General features: G+C 48.2%; 2 protein-coding genes. Both read left to right on the top strand.

The genetic code is table 11. The features are described 5' to 3' along the window. Nucleotides 1-326 precede the first annotated feature (326 nt). Entirely contained in the window at nucleotides 327-16,223 is a 15,897-nt protein-coding gene (locus GZN30_RS18435; RefSeq protein WP_161987110.1) for an Ig-like domain-containing protein, read from the top strand. A gap of 247 nt (nucleotides 16,224-16,470) precedes the next feature. Next, a complete protein-coding gene (locus tag GZN30_RS18430) occupies nucleotides 16,471-20,262 on the top strand; it encodes an Ig-like domain-containing protein (RefSeq protein WP_139312271.1) in 3,792 nt (1,263 codons plus the stop codon). Nucleotides 20,263-20,291: the final 29 nt, after the last annotated feature.

Below are 20,291 nucleotides of genomic sequence, written 5' to 3'. Positions count from 1 at the left end.
AATTAAGTAATAGATGTTGTTACTTACTAAAATTGAGAAATATAGATTTATTTGTTAAAGATACTTGACATGGGCTCGATGATGATTTGAAAGGATCGTTGTTGATTGTCTATAAATACAACAGGATAGAGAGTAAACCTGAAAATGCATAGTTGATAATTTTATTAAAATGCGAGGCATGTTGTGATATTTGGTTTTTGTAAATCTAATGTTTACGTTCGGGGTTAATGGTGTTTAAAGATAATGATAAATTATTAATTGAGTGAAAAATTAATAGCCTTTTAGTTCATTTTTATTTGAGCGTAAGTTAATTCGGATGGTTGTATATGGGAATTGAAGTAGTGAATGCATTTGGGAATTTAGTGTTTGGTCAATCTATGGTGATCGATAGATTAGGCAACCTACGTGTACTCATCCCCGGAGAAGTTGCGAAAGCTGGCGAAATCATAGTTAGCAACCATGCAATAACCGATCTAAAGAAGGCAAGTTCACTAGAAGTGTCCATGTTTGATGCAGATGGCAATGGTAGAGACATCAGTGCGGATGTCGCAAAAGTTATCTCGAGTTTAGAGAGCGGAGAAGACCCGACACAACTAAATGATGCATTTTCGCCAGCAGCGGGCACCGAACTTAGCTCAAGTATTACTGATGCTGTTAATGTGACACGAACCCTCAATGAAACAAAAGTAGAAACCGCATTTACAACAACTGGCTTTGCGCAATTAGGTCTGACTGAGCAACAAACCAATACGCTATTTACACAGTTGAAATCGGTCATTGGCAACGCTGAATCTGTTAATTTTTCGCCTACAGGACAAGATCTTGTAGTGTCAACTGATGAAGGTACCCAGGTTAGCGGTAAGTTAATTGCTGCTGATGCAAATTCTTTTGACCAACTTACATTCATCGCGCAAGAACTACCTCTAAATGGTGAAATTACTGTAGATGCAAATGGTAACTGGATTTATACGCCAAACGAGTATTTTAACGGTGATGATAGCTTCACAGTGCAAGTATCAGATGGAAGAGGTGGTATTGATACCATCACAGTGGATGTAACCGTAGCTCCCGTGCATGAAACCCCAGTCATTTTTATCCCAGAGTTGGGAGATGATGCCATGCTAAACAGTGATGAGGCTAACACAAACCTTGGCGTTATGGTTGAATTACCGCGCGGTACTGGCGTTGGTGATGTGATAGAACTTAGAGAAAATAATGGAAATGTAGTAGGGACTCATACGGTTGTAAAAGAAGATATAAATAACGGAACCATACTGATTTCTGTTACAAAACCCATAGATGGTAGCCATCAGTATGAAGCTCAAATTACTGACCCTCAGGGAAACCAAGGCCCAGTATCTAGCCAAGTTGATTTTATTGTTGATACGTTAGCACCAGGCCAAGGTGTTGATAGTGATACGCCGAAAGATAATGATTTAAACAATATAGAATTTATCGACGGGTTGATTAACGAGACTGAGCTTAAAGCCGTAAGCTTGACAGGTAAAGTTGAGACTACAGGGAAAATAGACGAGATTATTATCGTTGGTAAAGATACCAATGGCAAAGAAACGAGTTATACCCTTTTAGACGAGGACTACACTCTCGTTAATGGTGTTGTGACCGTTACTGATCTTGACTTAAAAGCAAAAGGTTTTGGTGATGGCGAACTGTCGGTATCTATGACGGCAACTGACTTGGCTGGTAATACGGGAAGCGTTACCGACAATGCCACGGTCGATATTACTGCTCCGGGTGAAGGTGATGCGGCTAATAATGCCAACAGCGTCGACTTTGCAGATGACCTCATCAATGAGCAAGAGCTCAGCGCGGTTGATCTTAGCGGTAAAGTTGAAGAAAACGGCACGCTAGAGTCGATCATCATCAGCGGTAAAGACACCGACGGTAACCATAAAAGCTACACGCTAACTACTGACGACTACACGCTCGAGAACGGTGTGGTGACCGTCAATGACCTTGACCTAGCGGCTAAAGGCCTTGGTGATGGTGAGCTGACCGTCGATATGACGGTGACCGACCAAGCAGGTAATACAGGTAGCGTCAATGACACTACGCAGGTTGATATCACGGCACCGGGTGATGGTGTCGATGGCGACAGCGATCCAGCGAACGATACCAACAGCATTGCCTTTGCAGACGAGCTGATTAACGAGCAAGAGCTCAGCGCGGTTGACCTCAGCGGTAAAGTTGAAGCCAACGGCACGCTAGAGTCGATCATCATCAGCGGTAAAGACACCAATGGTGATGATAAGAGCTACACGCTACAAGATGGTGATTACACGCTCGAGAACGGCGTGGTGACCATCAATGACCTTGACCTAGCCGCTGAAGGCTTTGGTGATGGTCAGTTGACCGTTGATATGACGGTGACTGACCTTGCTGGTAACACAGGTAGCGTCAATGACACTACGCAGGTTGATATCACGGCACCGGGTGAAGGCGTCGATGGCGACAGCGATCCAGCGAACGATACCAACAGCATCGGCTTTGCGGACGAGCTGATTAATGAGCAAGAGCTCAGCGCAGTTGACCTTAGCGGTAAAGTTGAAGAAAACGGCACGCTAGAGTCAATTGTTATCAGCGGTAAAGACACTAATGGTAACGATAAGAGCTACACGCTGCAAGACGGTGATTACACGCTGGTTAATGGGGTGGTGACCATCAATGATCTTGACCTAGCGGCTAAAGGCTTTGGTGATGGTCAGCTCACGGTTAATATGACGGTAACCGACCAAGCAGGTAATACAGGTAGCGTCAATGACAGTACGCAGGTTGATATCACGGCACCGGGCGAAGGCGTCGATGGCGACAGCGATCCTGCGAACGATACCAACAGCATCGCCTTTGCAGACGATTTGATTAACGAGCAAGAGCTCAGCGCGGTTGACCTCAGCGGCAAAGTTGAATCCAACGGCACGCTAGAGTTGATCATCATCAGCGGTGAAGACACCGACGGTAACGATAAGAGCTACACGCTACAAGATGGTGATTACACGCTGGTTAATGGCGTGGTGACGATTACAGACCTTGACCTAGCGGCTAAAGGCTTTGGTGACGGTCAGCTAACGGTTGATATGACGGTAACCGACCAAGCAGGTAATACAGGCAGCGTCAATGACAACACAGTGGTTGATATCAAGGCACCGGGTGAAGGTGAAGGTCTTCAAGGTGCTAATCTAGGTCCTGTGGTCGACATCAAAGATGACACCAATCACGACGGCTTGATCAGCAAAGACGAGCTGGGTGATGACCAAGTGCAGGTCGAAGTATCCGTCAACCACAACGAATTGACCAACGGCGGTCATGTCACACTGACGGTGCATGGCGGTGATGAGGTTCAGCTTAAACTGGTAGATGGCAAGTTGGTGACGCTGACTGATGAAGCGACAATTTACCACTACGATAACGGCACTATCGCTTGGACGGAAAGTACACCGGCAGAAGGTGGCACGATCAAGGTCACTGCCACTCAAACGGATAAAGCGGGTAATGAATCGGCGCAAGGCAGTGATTCAGCAAAACTCGATACGGTTGCGCCGGGTGACGGCGCAGGCGAGAACGATAGCGATATTGGACCTGAGGTTAAAATTATCTCAGATAGTGATAACGACGGTTGGCTGAACGAGAGTGAAGTGGGCAGCGCAGACAGCGTTAATGTACAGGTTGAGGTTAACCATGCCGAATTAGCCAACGGCGGCTATGTTACGCTGACCGTTAATGGTGGCGATGAGGTTCAACTTAAGCTCAACGACGCCAAAGACGGTTTAGTGCTGAATAATGGCGAAGCGCAAACTACTTACAGCTACGACAAAACCACGGGCACCATCACTTGGACAGAGACTAAACCTGCTGAAGGTGAAACGATCACCGTCACAGCCACACAAACCGACCAAGCTGGTAACGCTTCTGTCCAAGGTAAAGACAGTGCCACGGTCGACACCACCGCCATCGGTGAGAGTGAAGGTAACAACGGTAACGATCTTGGTCCTAAAGTGCTGATCAGCTCAGACACGAATAACGATGGCTGGTTAAACGAGAGTCAAGTTGGCAGCGCAGACAGCGTCAACGTTCAGGTTGAAGTCAACCATGATGAATTGGCTAACGGCGGTTATGTCACTCTTACCGTTAATGGCGACGATGAGGTTCAACTTAAGCTGAACGACGCCAAAGACGGCTTGGTGTTGGGTAATGGCAACGCGCAAACTACCTACAGCTACGATAAAACCACGGGCACTATCACGTGGACTGAGACTAAACCTGCTGAAGGTGAAACGATCACCGTCACTGCGACACAAACCGACCAAGCTGGCAACGCTTCTGCCGAAGGTCGAGACAGTGCGACGGTCGATACCATCGCCGTCGGTGATGGCGAGGGCACCAATAACGCTGATCTTGGACCTAACGTTGAAATCAGCTCAGACACCAACAACGATGGATGGCTGAACGAGAGTGAAGTGGGTAGCGCAGACAGCGTTAATGTACAGGTTGAAGTCAACCACGCTGAATTGGCCAACGGAGGCTATGTTAGCTTAACCGTCAACGGCGGAGATGAGGTTAAACTTAAGCTGAACGACGCCAAAGACGGTTTAGTGCTGAATAATGGCGAAGCGCAAGCGACGTACAGCTACGACAAAACTACGGGTACCATCACGTGGACTGAGACCAAACCTGCCGAAGGTGAAACCATCACCGTCAGTGCAACGCAGGTCGACCAAGCAGACAACACCTCTGCCCAAGGTCAAGACAGTGCCACAGTTGACACCATCGCGGTCGGTGATGGCGAGGGTATCAATAACGCTGATCTCGGACCTAAGGTCGAAATCACCTCAGATAGTGACAACGATGGATGGCTGAACGAGATTGAAGTGGGTAGCGCAGACAGCGTTAATGTGCAGGTTGAAGTCAACCACGCTGAATTGGCCAACGGCGGTCATGTCACTCTTACTGTTAATGGTGGCGATGAGGTTCAACTTAAGCTGAACGATGCCAAAGACGGTTTAGTGCTGAATAATGGTGAAGCGCAAGCGACGTACAGCTACGATAAAACCACGGGCACCATCACGTGGACTGAGTCCAAACCTGCTGAAGGTGAAACCATCACCGTCACTGCGACACAAACCGACCAAGCGGACAACACCTCTGCTGAAGGTCAAGACAGTGCGACGGTCGACACCACCGCTGTCGGTGATGGCGAGGGTATCAATAACGCTGATCTTGGACCTAAGGTCGAAATCACCTCAGATAGTGACAACGATGGATGGCTGAACGAGAGTGAAGTGGGTAGCGCAGACAGCGTCAACGTCAAGGTAGAGGTTAACCATGCTGAATTAGCCAACGGCGGCTATGTCACGCTGAACATCAATGGTCAAGACGTCGAGCTAAAACTCAACGACGCCAAAGACGGATTGGTGTTGAATAATGGCGAATCGCAAACTACGTACAGCTACGACAAAACCACGGGCACCATCACATGGACTGAGACTAAACCAGCTGAAGGTGAAACCATCACCGTTACTGCCACACAAACCGATCAAGCAGACAACACCTCTGCCCAAGGTCAAGACAGTGCCACAGTTGACACCATCGCGGTCGGTGATGGCGAGGGTATCAATAACGCTGATCTCGGACCTAAGGTCGAAATCAGCTCAGACACTGACAACGACGGCTGGCTGAACGAGAGTGAAGTGGGCAGCGCAGACAACGTCAAGGTGCAGGTAGAGGTTAACCACGCTGAATTAGCCAACGGCGGCTATGTCACGCTGAAAGTGAATGGTGAACAGGTCGAACTGAAACTTAACGACGCCCAAGACGGCTTGGTGTTGGGCAATGGTGACGCGCAAGCGACGTACAGCTACGATAAAACCACGGGTACCATCACGTGGGCTGAGACTAAGCCTGCCGAAGGTGAAACGATCACCGTCACTGCGACGCAAACCGACCAAGCGGACAACACCTCTGCCGAAGGTCAAGACAGCGCCACGGTCGACACCACCGCCGTCGGTGATGGTGAGGGCATCAATAACGCTGATCTTGGACCTAAGGTCGAAATCAGTTCAGACACCAACAATGACGGTTGGCTAAACGAGAGTGAAGTCGGCAGCGCAGACAACGTCAACGTGCAGGTAGAGGTTAACCACGCTGAATTAGCCAACGGCGGCTATGTTACGCTGACCATTAATGGTGAAACGGTCGAACTGAAACTCAACGAAGACGATGATGCGTTGGTGTTGGGTAATGGCAACGCGCAAGCGACGTATAATTACGATAAAACCACGGGCACTATCACGTGGACTGAGACTAAACCTGCTGAAGGTGAAACAATCACCGTCACTGCCACGCAAACCGACCAAGCTGGTAACGCTTCTGCCCAAGGTCAAGACAGTGCGACGGTCGACACCATCGCCATCGGTGATGGTGAAGGTAACAACGATAGCGATCTTGGTCCTAAAGTGCTGATCAGCTCAGACACCAACAACGACGGTTGGCTAAACGAGAGTGAAGTGGGTAGCGTAGACAGCGTTAACGTCAAGGTTGAGGTTAACCATGACGAATTAGCCAACGGCGGCTATGTCACGCTGACCATCAATGGTCAAGACGTCGAGCTAAAACTCAACGACGCCAAAGACGGCTTGGTGTTGGGTAATGGCAACGCGCAAACTACCTACAGTTACGATAAAACCACAGGCACCATCACATGGACTGAGACCAAACCTGCTGAAGGTGAAACAATCACCGTCACTGCTACGCAAACCGACCAAGCCGGTAACGTATCGGCACCAGTGACTGACAGTGCAACGGTCGACACCACCGCCATCGGTGAGGGTGAAGGTAACAACGGTAGCGATCTTGGTCCTAAAGTGCTGATCAGCTCAGACACGAATAACGACGGCTGGCTGAACGAGAGTGAAGTGGGCAGCGCAGACAGCGTTAACGTCAAGGTTGAGGTTAACCATGACGAATTAGCCAACGGCGGCTATGTCACGCTGACCATCAATGGTCAAGACGTTGAGCTAAAACTCAACGATGCCAAAGACGGCTTGGTGTTGGGTAATGGCGACGCGCAAACTATCTACAGCTACGATAAAACTACGGGCACCATCACGTGGACTGAGACCAAACCTGCTGAAGGTGAAACGATCACCGTTACTGCCACACAAACCGACCAAGCTGGTAACGTGTCGGCAGAGACTGAAGACAGTGCCACGGTCGACACTATCGCGGTCGGCGAGATTAATCCTGACCTCACGCCTAAGGTTGAAATCAGCTCAGACACCAACAATGACGGTTGGTTGAACGAGAGTGAAGTGGGCAGCGCAGACAACGTCAACGTGCAGGTTGAAGTCAACCACGCTGAATTGGCGAACGGCGGCTATGTTAGCTTAACCGTCAACGGCGGAGATGAGGTTCAACTTAAGCTCAACGACGCCAAAGACGGTTTAGTGCTGAATAATGGCGACGCACAAGCGATATACAGCTACGACAACACCAGAGGAACCATCACGTGGACTGAGACCAAACCTGCCGAAGGTGAAACGATCACCGTCACTGCAACGCAAACCGACCAAGCGGACAACACCTCAGCCGAAGGTCAAGACAGTGCCACGGTTGATACCATAGCGATCGGCGAGATTAATCCAAATCTCGCGCCTAAGGTTGAAATCAGCTCAGACACCAACAATGACGGTTGGCTGAACGAGAGTGAAGTCGGCAGCGCAGACAACGTCAAGGTGCAGGTAGAGGTTAACCACGCTGAATTAGCCAACGGCGGCTATGTCACGCTGACCATCAATGGTCAAGACGTCGAGCTAAAACTCAACGAAGGCGACGATGTGTTGGTGTTGGGTAATGGCGAAGCGCAAGCGACCTACAGCTACGATAAAACCACGGGCACCATCACGTGGACTGAGACTAAACCTGCTGAAGGTGAAACGATCACCGTCACTGCCACACAAACCGATCAAGCAGACAACACCTCTGCCCAAGGTCAAGACAGTGCCACGGTTGACACCACCGCCATCGGTGAGGGTGAAGGTAACAACGGTAGCGATCTTGGTCCTAAAGTGCTGATCAGCTCAGACACGAATAACGACGGCTGGCTGAACGAGAGTGAAGTGGGCAGCGCAGACAGCGTTAACGTCAAGGTTGAGGTTAACCATGACGAATTAGCCAACGGCGGCTATGTTACGCTGACCATTAATGGTGAAACTGTCGAACTGAAACTCAACGAAGACGATGATGCGTTGGTGTTGGCAAATGGCGACGCACAAACTACTTACAGCTACGACAAAACCACGGGAACCATCACGTGGACTGAGTCCAAACCTGCCGAAGGTGAAACAATCACCGTCACTGCAACGCAAACCGATCAAGCCGGCAATGCTTCTGCTGAAGGTCGAGACAGTGCGACGGTCGATACCATCGCCGTCGGTGATGGCGAGGGCATCAATAACGCTGATCTTGGACCTAACGTTGAAATCACCTCAGACACTGACAACGATGGTTGGCTGAACGAGAGTGAAGTGGGCAGCGCAGACACCGTTAACGTCAAGGTTGAGGTTAACCATGACGAATTAGCCAACGGCGGCTATGTTACGCTGACCATCAATGGTGGCGATGAGGTTCAACTTAAGCTGAACGATGCCAAAGACGGTTTAGTACTGAATAATGGCGAAGCGCAAGCGACGTACAGCTACGATAAAACTACGGGTACCATCACGTGGACTGAGACTAAACCTGCTGAAGGTGAAACGATCATTGTTACTGCGACACAAACCGACCAAGCTGGTAACGTGTCGGCAGAGACTGAAGACAGTGCCACGGTCGACACCATCGCGGTCGGCGAGATTAATCCGGACCTCACGTCTAAGGTCGAAATCAGCTCAGATACGAATAACGACGGTTGGCTGAACGAGAGTGAAGTAGGCAGCGCAGACAACGTCAAGGTGCAGGTAGAGGTTAACCACGCTGAATTGGCCAACGGCGGTCATGTCACTCTTACTGTTAATGGTGGCGATGAGGTTCAACTTAAGCTGAACGATGCCAAAGAAGGTTTAGTGCTGAATAATGGCGAAGCGCAAGCGACGTACAGCTACGACAAAACCACGGGCACCATCACATGGACTGAGACTAAACCTGCTGAAGGTGAAACGATCACCGTTACTGCCACACAAACCGACCAAGCTGGTAACGTGTCGGCAGAGACTGAAGACAGTGCCACGGTCGACACTATCGCGGTCGGCGAGATTAATCCTGACCTCACGCCTAAGGTTGAAATCAGCTCAGACACCAACAATGACGGTTGGTTGAACGAGAGTGAAGTGGGCAGCGCAGACAACGTCAACGTGCAGGTTGAAGTCAACCACGCTGAATTGGCGAACGGCGGCTATGTTAGCTTAACCGTCAACGGCGGAGATGAGGTTCAACTTAAGCTCAACGACGCCAAAGACGGTTTAGTGCTGAATAATGGCGACGCACAAGCGATATACAGCTACGACAACACCAGAGGAACCATCACGTGGACTGAGACCAAACCTGCCGAAGGTGAAACGATCACCGTCACTGCAACGCAAACCGACCAAGCGGACAACACCTCAGCCGAAGGTCAAGACAGTGCCACGGTTGATACCATAGCGATCGGCGAGATTAATCCGGATCTCGCTCCTAAGGTTGAAATCAGCTCAGACACGAATAACGACGGTTGGCTAAACGAGAGTGAAGTCGGCAGCGCAGACAGTGTTAATGTACAGCTTGAAGTCAACCATGATGAATTGGCTAACGGCGGCTATGTTACGCTGACCATCAATGGTGAACAGGTCGAACTGAAACTCAACGACGCCAAAGACGGCTTGGTGTTGGGTAATGGCAACGCGCAAACTACCTACAGCTACGATAAAACCACAGGCACCATCACGTGGACTGAGACTAAACCTGCTGAAGGTGCAGTGATCACCGTCACTGCAACGCAAACCGATCAAGCAGACAACACCTCTGCCCAAGGTCAAGACAGTGCCACGGTCGACACCATCGCGGTCGGCGAGAATAATCCGGACCTCGCGCCTAAGGTTGAAATCAGCTCAGACACTGACAACGACGGCTGGCTGAACGAGAGTGAAGTCGGTAGCGCAGACAGCGTTAATGTACAGGTTGAAGTCAACCACGCTGAATTAGCCAACGGCGGCTATGTTACGCTGACCATTAATGGTCAAGACGTCGAGCTGAAACTCAACGACGGCAAAGACGGCTTAGTGTTGGGTAATGGCGACGCGCAAGCGACCTACAGCTACAACAACACCACAGGCACCATCACGTGGACTGAGACCAAACCTAGCGAAGGTGCAACCATCACCGTCACGGCCACACAAACCGATCAAGCGGACAACACCTCTGCCCAAGGTCAAGACAGTGCCACGGTCGACACCACCGCCATCGGTGAGGGTGAAGGTAACAACGGTAGCGATCTTGGTCCTAAAGTGTTGATCAGCTCAGATACGAATAACGACGGTTGGCTGAACGAGAGTGAAGTCGGCAGCGCAAACAACGTCAACGTGCAGGTAGAGGTTAACCACGCTGAATTAGCCAACGGCGGCTATGTTACGCTGACCATTAATGGTGAACAGGTCGACTTAATACTTAACGACGCCAAAGACGGCTTGGTGCTGGGTAATGGCGACGCACAAACTACTTACAGCTACGACAAAACCACGGGCACCATCACGTGGACTGAGACTAAACCTGCTGAAGGTGAAACCATCACCGTCACTGCAACGCAAACCGATCAAGCAGACAACACCTCTGCCCAAGGTCAAGACAGTGCCACAGTTGACACCATCGCGGTCGGTGATGGCGAGGGTATCAATAACGCTGATCTCGGACCTAAGGTCGAAATCACCTCAGATAGTGACAACGATGGATGGCTGAACGAGACTGAAGTGGGTAGCGCAGACAGCGTTAATGTGCAGATTGAAGTCAACCACGCTGAATTGGCCAACGGCGGCTATGTCACGCTGACCATCAATGGTGAACAGGTCGAACTGAAACTCAACGACGCCAAAGACGGCTTGGTGCTGAATAATGGCGAAGCGCAAACGACGTACAGCTACGATAAAACCACGGGCACTATCACGTGGACAGAGACTAAACCTGCTGAAGGTGAAACGCTCATCGTCACTGCGACGCAAACCGACCAAGCGGACAACACCTCTGCTGAAGGTCAAGACAGTGCGACGGTCGACACCATCGCCATCGGTGATGGTGAAGGTAACAACGATAGCGATCTTGGTCCTAAAGTGCTGATCAGCTCAGATACGAATAACGACGGCTGGCTGAACGAGCGTGAAGTGGGTAGCGCAGACAGCGTTAATGTACAGGTTGAAGTCAACCATGCTGAATTGGCCAACGGCGGTCATGTCACTCTTACTGTTAATGGTGGCGATGAGGTTCAACTTAAGCTCAACGACGCCAAAGACGGTTTAGTGCTGAATAATGGCGAAGCGCAAGCAACGTACAGCTACGACAAAACTACGGGTACCATCACGTGGACTGAGACCACACCTGCCGAAGGTGAAACGATCACCGTCACTGCCACGCAAACCGACCAAGCGGACAACACCTCTGCCGAAGGTCAAGACAGTGCGACGGTCGACACCATCGCCATCGGTGATGGTGAAGGTAACAACGATAGCGATCTTGGTCCTAAAGTGCTGATCAGCTCAGACACCAACAACGACGGCTGGCTAAACGAGAGTGAAGTGGGCAGCGCAGACAGCGTTAATGTACAGGTTGAAGTCAACCATGACGAATTGGCCAACGGCGGCTATGTTACGCTGACCATTAACGGTGAAACGGTCGAACTGAAACTCAACGACGCCGATGATGCGTTGGTGTTGGGTAGTGGCGACGCGCAAGCGACCTACAGTTACGATAAAACCACAGGCACCATCACGTGGACTGAGACTAAGCCTGCCGAAGGTGAAACAATCACCGTCACTGCCACGCAGACCGACCAAGCGGACAACACTTCTGCCCAAGGTCAAGACAGTGCCACGGTCGACACTACCGCCATCGGTGAGGGTGAAGGTAACAACGGTAGCGATCTTGGTCCTAAAGTGCTGATCAGCTCAGACACCAACAATGACGGTTGGTTGAACGAGAGTGAAGTGGGCAGCGCAGCCCATATCAACGTGCAGGTAGAGGTTAACCACGCTGAATTAGCCAACGGCGGCTATGTCACGCTGACCATCAATGGTCAAGACGTTGAGCTAAAACTCAACGACGCCAAAGACGGCTTGGTGTTGGGTAATGGCGAAGCGCAAACTACGTACAGCTACGATAAAACCACGGGCACCATCACGTGGACTGAGACTAAACCTGCTGAAGGTGAAACAATCACCGTCACTGCAACGCAAACCGACCAAGCGGACAACACTTCTGCCCAAGGTCAAGACAGTGCCACGGTTGACACCATCGCGGTCGGCGAGAATAATCCGGACCTCGCGCCTAAGGTTGAAATCAGCTCAGACACCAACAATGACGGTTGGTTGAACGAGAATGAAGTCGGCAGCGCAGACAGCGTCAACGTCAAGGTTGAGGTTAACCATAACGAATTGGCCAACGGCGGCTATGTCACGCTGACCATCAATGGTCAAGACGTCGAGCTAAAACTCAACGATGCCAAAGACGGCTTAGTGTTGGGTAATGGCGACGCGCAAACTACCTACAGCTACGACAAAGCCACAGGCACCATCACATGGACTGAGACTAAACCTGCTGAAGGTGAAACGATCACCGTCAGTGCAACGCAGACCGACCAAGCTGGCAACGCTTCTGCCCAAGGTCAAGACAGTGCCACGGTCGACACCATCGCGGTCGGCGAGATTAATCCTGACCTCGTGCCTAAGGTCGAAATCAGCTCAGACACTGACAACGACGGCTGGCTGAACGAGAGTGAAGTGGGCAGCGCAGACAACGTCAAGGTGCAGGTAGAGGTTAACCACGCTGAATTAGCCAACGGCGGCTATGTCACGCTGAAAGTGAATGGTGAACAGGTCGAACTGAAACTTAACGACGCCCAAGACGGCTTGGTGTTGGGCAATGGTGACGCGCAAGCGACGTACAGCTACGATAAAACCACGGGCACCATCACTTGGACAGAGACTAAACCTGCTGAAGGTGAGACGATCACTGTCACTGCGACGCAAACCGACCAAGCGGACAACACCTCTGCCCAAGGTCAAGACAGTGCGACAGTCGGTACACCCAATAATCCGCCTCAAGCTGTAGATGATGGTTTGGCTAACTACATTGTGTCTCTTGGTAGCTTTAACGGCGGCAGTTGGACAGATGAGTCGATAAATATTACTGCTAGCTATAACGGCGTGGTGAAAGATGTGGTGGAGAAAAATGACGCATTAGGGATCCATACATTTGGCGATTCTATTAGCGGGGGACCTGAAACCCAAATTGAATACAATCGTGCGTCAGGTGAGTCTGAGAAATTAAAGATTGAACTTGGTTCTCCGATCACTTCGTTTAGTTTTACCGTTTCAAATCTATATAAAGATGAAGGCGTCACTGGTAACCATGAACAAGGCAAATGGGTCGCTTACCTTGGTACGACCGCAGTAGCCAGCGGAATGTTCGTGGCTAACGATGGCAATAGAGATGGAAGTTATTCAGTATCAGAAGATGATCTTGGTGGTGTAGCTTTTGACAGTATAGTGTTCGAAGCAACAGACTATAGTGTTAAACCTGTCGATGAACGAGGTACCGATTCGTCGGAATACTACTTATCTGGTTTTGAAGGTAAAGGGAGTACGAGTTTAGTTGCGACTCAGAACGAAGAGTTCAAAATCAAACTGTCACAGCTATTAGATAACGATAGTGACATTGATGGTGATTCAATTCGCATCACCCAGATTAGTGAAAGTGGTGTTAACGCGGATGTTTATATCAAAGATGGTTATGTCCATTTTACATCTTCTGATTTAGGTACGAATACCTTCAAGTACACCATTACGGATGATAAAGGTGGAGAATCAGAGGCAACAGTAACCGTACATGTAAACCCTCAAATTGAAGCTGCACAAATTTCACAGGTTACTGTTTATGAGCCGGAAGTTACTGAAGGTGACGAGTTGGTTTTCTTGGTCAAACTTGATCAAGGCGTTCTTGGTGAAGCGGGTAAATTTGATTTCTCCTACGGTGGAATTAACGACACAGCCTCAAGTACAGATGTCGATTTGAGCAGAGTTCAGTTCACCAACGGTGTAAAATTTGAAAACGGTCAACTAGTAGTGCCAATTGGTGTGAGTTCATTCTCTATTGTTATTCCTACTTTGAAAGACCAACTAGCTGAAGATACCGAGACCTATTCAATTACGCTCAACGGTCAAGAAGTTACCGGTCAAATTATCAATCTTCCACCACCAAGTGCAGAGAGCAAGGAAATTGTCGGACAAGAGGATACCGCTATCATACTAACGCTGGGAGATTTTGGCGTTAGGGATGTGAATGCTAAGGTTGAAATTGATTGGAGCACCGTAACTCTGGGTCAGTTGCAGATTAAAAATGATGACGAGTGGGAGATTTTGGATGGCGATTCGATAAGCGCCGCTAGAATCAAAGCGGGAGACATTCGTTATATGCCAGAGAATGATGACTCCGGTAGCAATGATTACGCTGCAGCGGGTGTTGGCGACCAGAAAAATAGCTATCAAGAAATTAAGTTTGAGGTTGTTAAAGATGGGTTGTCCTCCGGTGAGCACACCTTAACTGTTGACATCAACCCACTAGCCGATAACGTTACGGTGGATATTAAACTAGGTGCAATTGCGCAATCTCACGATAAGTTTAAAACTTGGGGTATGGTCTATGAAGACTTTTTGCCAGAAAACTTCGATTTCGAAAAGTTCAATATTGATTCCAAGATTTTTGACACAACTGATGGTAACGAAAACACTATTTTCGGTAAGCAAGGAGTATCTAACGACTACATAGCGGCAATTCACGGCGGAAATGACAGTCTCTCAGGTAACCATTACCATTCGCCATCGTCAGATGATGACGATGTGCTTGTCGGCAATTTAAATGACAAGAACGATTTGCGAGGTGGATGGGGAAGCGATATCCTCGTTGCAGGTAATGCTGCAGATTCGTTGTTTGGTCGAGGTAATTATACAGTAAATGGGGATAACAACTTTGACATTGCAGTGCTTCAAGGGTCATTAAGTGACTATATTAAGCAAGAGTATAAAATCAGTGGCGTAGATGATCGTGTTCTTTTAATGAGGCGCGCTGATCATGATACAGATATGACACTGCGTAATATTGACTATATTCAATTTGATGATGGTATCTATTTTATTGACTACATCAATGGAAGTTTGGTGGTTGAGCGACCAACTTGGACCATCGCTATTGAGACTATCAAAGTAAATGTCACGGACTCCGATGGAAGTGAACAGCTAAAAGGTACCATTGATTTAACGGGAGTACCTGATGGCGTTGAACTCTTTATCAATGGCGTCGAACAAACGAACTTTGTTCTGGATAACGGTATCAAGACCTATACGTTGGATTTAACTCTTGCTGACCCGTTCTCAGGAGAGATTACTGGTGCAGAACTTAAAGTTCCATCGTCTTATCAAGGTGAACTAGATTTCGATTTATCGGTCACGGCAACGTCACAAGAGGTGGCGAATGGCTCTGAGCAGAGTAGCACTTCAATTGCGAATGTTACTGTTGGTTCTGATATTGGTGAAAAACTGACGGGAAGTTCAGGAGACGATTTATTATCCGCTCAAGAGGGCAATGACGAACTAGAGGGTGGTGCAGGCAAAGACATCCTCATAGGCGGTCTTGGTAACGATATTCTGATTGGTGGTGACGATCAAGATGTCTTTAAGTTTGTTGACCAAGGTGATGGCATTCGTGATGGGGAAACGGACACGATTAAAGATTTTATTCGTGGTGAAGACATCCTCGACTTTAGCGAAATTCTGGAAAGTGGTAATGATAATGTTGATGACCTCTTACAATTTGTCGCTAGTAAGCAAGGCGATGATATCAAGGTTACCATCAGTGATGGCACGTCTGAACACGACGTAGTGTTAGAAGATAGTGCTAACCAGTTCCGAGAGCACATTAATGGCGATGTCGTTGACTCTACCGCAATATTGCAAGATTTGCTGAACTTACCAGACTAAATTCTTAATCTAAAAAGGACCGCAAGGTCCTTTTTTTGTGCCCGCAAAGCAGCATAGTCACATCTTCTCAAAATTGAGACCAAGGTTGTAGTTGCAATCAAGCAGTTGATTATTATTCGTTAATTTACGCGTCGCGGTAGTTGCGCGTTCTGAATCAAGTAGCAGAGCAGCACCGCTGAAAATCATAGTAACAAAATGGTCAATAATTATAGCTAAGACCTGTACGACATGATGGATGGTGATGGCTATGAGTTTAGATGGATTGACAACAATCGCAAGGTTAGCTGCCGGGCAGGCTATTGCCATAGATGCTTTGGGCAACGCGCGAATCATAAACCCGGGTGAATCACCAAACTCTGGCGAGGTGATTATTTCACAAGGTCCTCAACAAGCCCCTCAAGCCAATTTAATCAGCGCAGATGGAACACCAATCAACATAACCGATGATGTCAACCAAGTCATTGAGGCTGTTCAGCAAGGCGAAGACCCAACGCAATTAAGCGAAGAATTAGATCCAGAAGCAGGCAGTGAAGATAGCTCAAGCGGTACCGTGTTAGATACCGTATCGAGAGTAGGCGATGAAACCATTGCTGCAACCTTATTTGAAACTCAAGGATTTAATAGCCTAGGCTTATCGACGACTCAAAGTTTAACTTTGCTAGAGCAATTCCGCACGTTATTCCTCTCATCATTTGATGAGGGCGTTGAGCCACCAGGCGGATCGTCCAACACACCACCGGAATCGGAAGATTTCAGAGTTGTGCTTGATGATGACGGGCAAGCCCCAATCGTTTTCGACAGTGACGATGAAGAAAGTGATCATATATCTGACCTAGAGGACGATAGTACAGGTGAACAGGTGGGCGTTGTGATCACTAAGTTACCTCAGTCTGGGACCTTGCTTTATGATGGTGACCCTGTCACTGAAGATATGCTCACTCAATTTGATGAGAACGATGAAGTGATTGGAGATTTAAACATTTTCGATCCTAACTTGTTTAGCTATCAAAACGATGACCAATCAACAGGCTTCATACTCGGTGTAAAAGAGGCTCCGGAAGGCAGAGACGGCGATGAGAGTACGACCGCCTTCATGAATTGGGGCGAACCAACCGATGATCCAAATGTGCGCGTGCTCAATTTTAGAGATGACCAAGATAACATTGTCGATCAGATAGTTATAACGACTAGTGGTGGGGTGCCGACGCAATACTATGCCGACAAGAATCACATAGGTTATGGTCTTGGAGTCGGTGGTGGTGATGGTATCCAGCAAGACGAGAGTATAACGATTGATCTGTCACAGCGACCCGCCGATTCGATCACACTTGGTTTGGACGGTATGGGGGGATGGTTTGAAGAAGGGCATCCAAAAGAAACCAAGGTAGTGATTAAAGTGACGTTAGATGATGGTACCGTACTGGAAGAAATGGTGACCAAAACAACGTCTGGCAATACAGAATTGTTTAGAGAAGTTAGTTTCGCTGTACCAGATAGTTCGGTAGGGGCGAAGATTGTCAGCGTTGAGGTCTCTACAGACGGTCCGGGTAACTGGGAATTACGTTACCTCGAAACCAACACGCCGGATGATTGCTTTGATTATCGCGCAGTAGACAGTGATAACAATGTCAGTGAAGTCAGTACCGTTACGATTGCACCTGGTGAAAACACACCACCAATAGCCATTGATGACCCAATGGGATTCAGTGTTGCTTACGGCACATTTAATAATGACGTATGGCAATATGAAGGTTCAGAGATTACCGCATACTACGATAGTGAAATGCGAGAAATTTCAGGGGATGGTTTAAAGCGAGGCGTTACTGGCGATGAAAATGGTGGACCTGCTAACCAAATTCAGTTCAATCGTGAAGACGGGCTGTCAGAACAGTTCGTATTTAATCTAGAAAAGCCAGCGACAGAGTTTAGTTTCACCTTCTCTAACCTATTTTTAAACGAAGGAGGAGAAGGGAATCATGAGCAAGGTAAGTGGGTTGCGTATTTAGGCGACACGGTTGTCGCCAGTGATTTGTTTATTGCAAACCAAGGTAATAACCAGGGCAGCTATACGTTTTCTGGTGACGTTGCCTTTGACCGAGTTGTGTTTGAAGCCGTGGATTTTGTCAATGAACCTGCTCGCGGCAGTGATTCTTCCGACTATTTCCTCACTGGGTTTACTGCCTCTGGAACTGGCGCATATGCCGCCAACCAAGGTGAGGTATTACAGATCCCAATCGAAGAGTTGCTAGGCAATGACTACGACCCTGATTCTGACCATATTCGTTTTACGTATGTCTCTGAAGCGAACAATGCCCAAATATGGGTAGAAAATGGCATTGTTTACGTTGATTTAGATGATGACTTTAGCGGTCCAACGACATTTGATTATCAAATTACTGACGATAGAGGCGGATACGCAGAAGCAACCGTCAATCTTATCATCAATCCTGCACTCGCTGATGCGTGCGTGCACGATGTGTCGCTGTGCGACGATATCGTCGTAGAAGGGCAGAATTTAGTCTACAAAGTCACTCTGGATATCGGAGCACTGCAGCCGACCCAATTTGCACTCGTGCTCGGTGCTTTGGGTGATGAAGCAAGTTTGGATGATGTGGATGTAGACAGCATTCAATTTACACATGGCGTTACTTATGATGACAATAGCGGTCTTGTCACCGTCCCTGTCGGGGTTAGTGAATTCTCAGTGATATTGCCAACGGTGATCGACGATCTTGATGATAACCTCGAACAATTTACCTTATCGGTTGGGGGGGTATCGTCATCGGGCACTATTGTAGATGTATATATAGAGCAAGAAGAAGACACCATCATTTCATATCATGATTTTGAGCAAATTGACGTCGGTAAACGTTGGAGTTACTTAGATGTGGAGAACCTGAACCTTGCTAATACCGAACAAGGGATAGGCGATGGTGCGGAAGGTGTATGGGGAACGTCGAACGACAATGATATCGTTGAAGTAGGTAAAGAGAAGGTTTATCGAGATTGTCCTGATGACAGAAACAATAAGGTTTTTGAGCTTGAGGCTCGTCGAGGGGATGATCAGCTCTACACTGAGATTACAAATGCACGACATGGGCAATTTTTTACATTGGCATTTGATGTCGCCAAACGAAACCATTGTTTTTCGCCAATGGCAGTCTTTTTAGTTGCGGCGGATGGCGTGTCTAAAGAGTTACTTTATACCTACGATCAAAGCAAAGGTTGGACATCTGAAATCATCCATTTCCAAACACCGGAAAGCGGCGACTATAAAGTGGTGTTTGAATCTACCGATGCGGATAGCTACGGGGCATTACTTGATAATATCAAATTAGAAACGTTAAATAATGTTGGCTACGAAGATGGTTATTTCCCATTGCATAACATTATGGTTAGTTTGGGTAGCGACGCGTTGAGCTTGGATGATTTTCAGGTCAAACTTGATGTAAGTAATCTACCGCAAGGCAGCCAATATAAAATGGGTGACGATGAGCTATTTGCAGACAGCGATGGTCATATTGATGTCAGTGCTTATCAAGGTGATCTGTCAGGATTGTCAGTCTTAGTGACAGAGCCTGGAAACTACAGTTTCGATGTGGTGGTATTGAGTGAAGACAATGTAGAGTTAAAATCAAGCCCAATTGATATCACCGTATTACCTGAAGGCTCCTCAATTCAGCAAGGAACGGATGATGCAGACTACATGGATGCTAATCTGGGCGATGATATTCTGTTTGGCTTTGGTGGCGGTGATACATTCACCTGGCAATTAGTTGACTTCGATGGCGGGCTAGATGTCATCAATGACTTCACTATCGGTGAAGACCTCATTGATGTATCAGATTTACTCGAGCCAGGAGAAACGATTGATGACCTACTGGATAATCTCGATGCTCAAGTGAATGACAATGATCTGACGCTAACTATCACCAAAGGCGGTCAGTCGCAATCTATTCAACTCACAAACATTGCCGACCAGTTAGGTGGCTCAATCGACGACCAGTTGTGTATGATAATTTGTGACCCCAACCCATAAAGAGTTAGCCCCCATGATGGGGGCTATTC

The organism is Vibrio ponticus, assembly GCF_009938225.1.
Classification (GTDB): domain Bacteria; phylum Pseudomonadota; class Gammaproteobacteria; order Enterobacterales; family Vibrionaceae; genus Vibrio; species Vibrio ponticus.
Note: the sequence above shows the minus strand (reverse complement) of the source record. Positions and strands in the feature narration are given on the sequence as shown.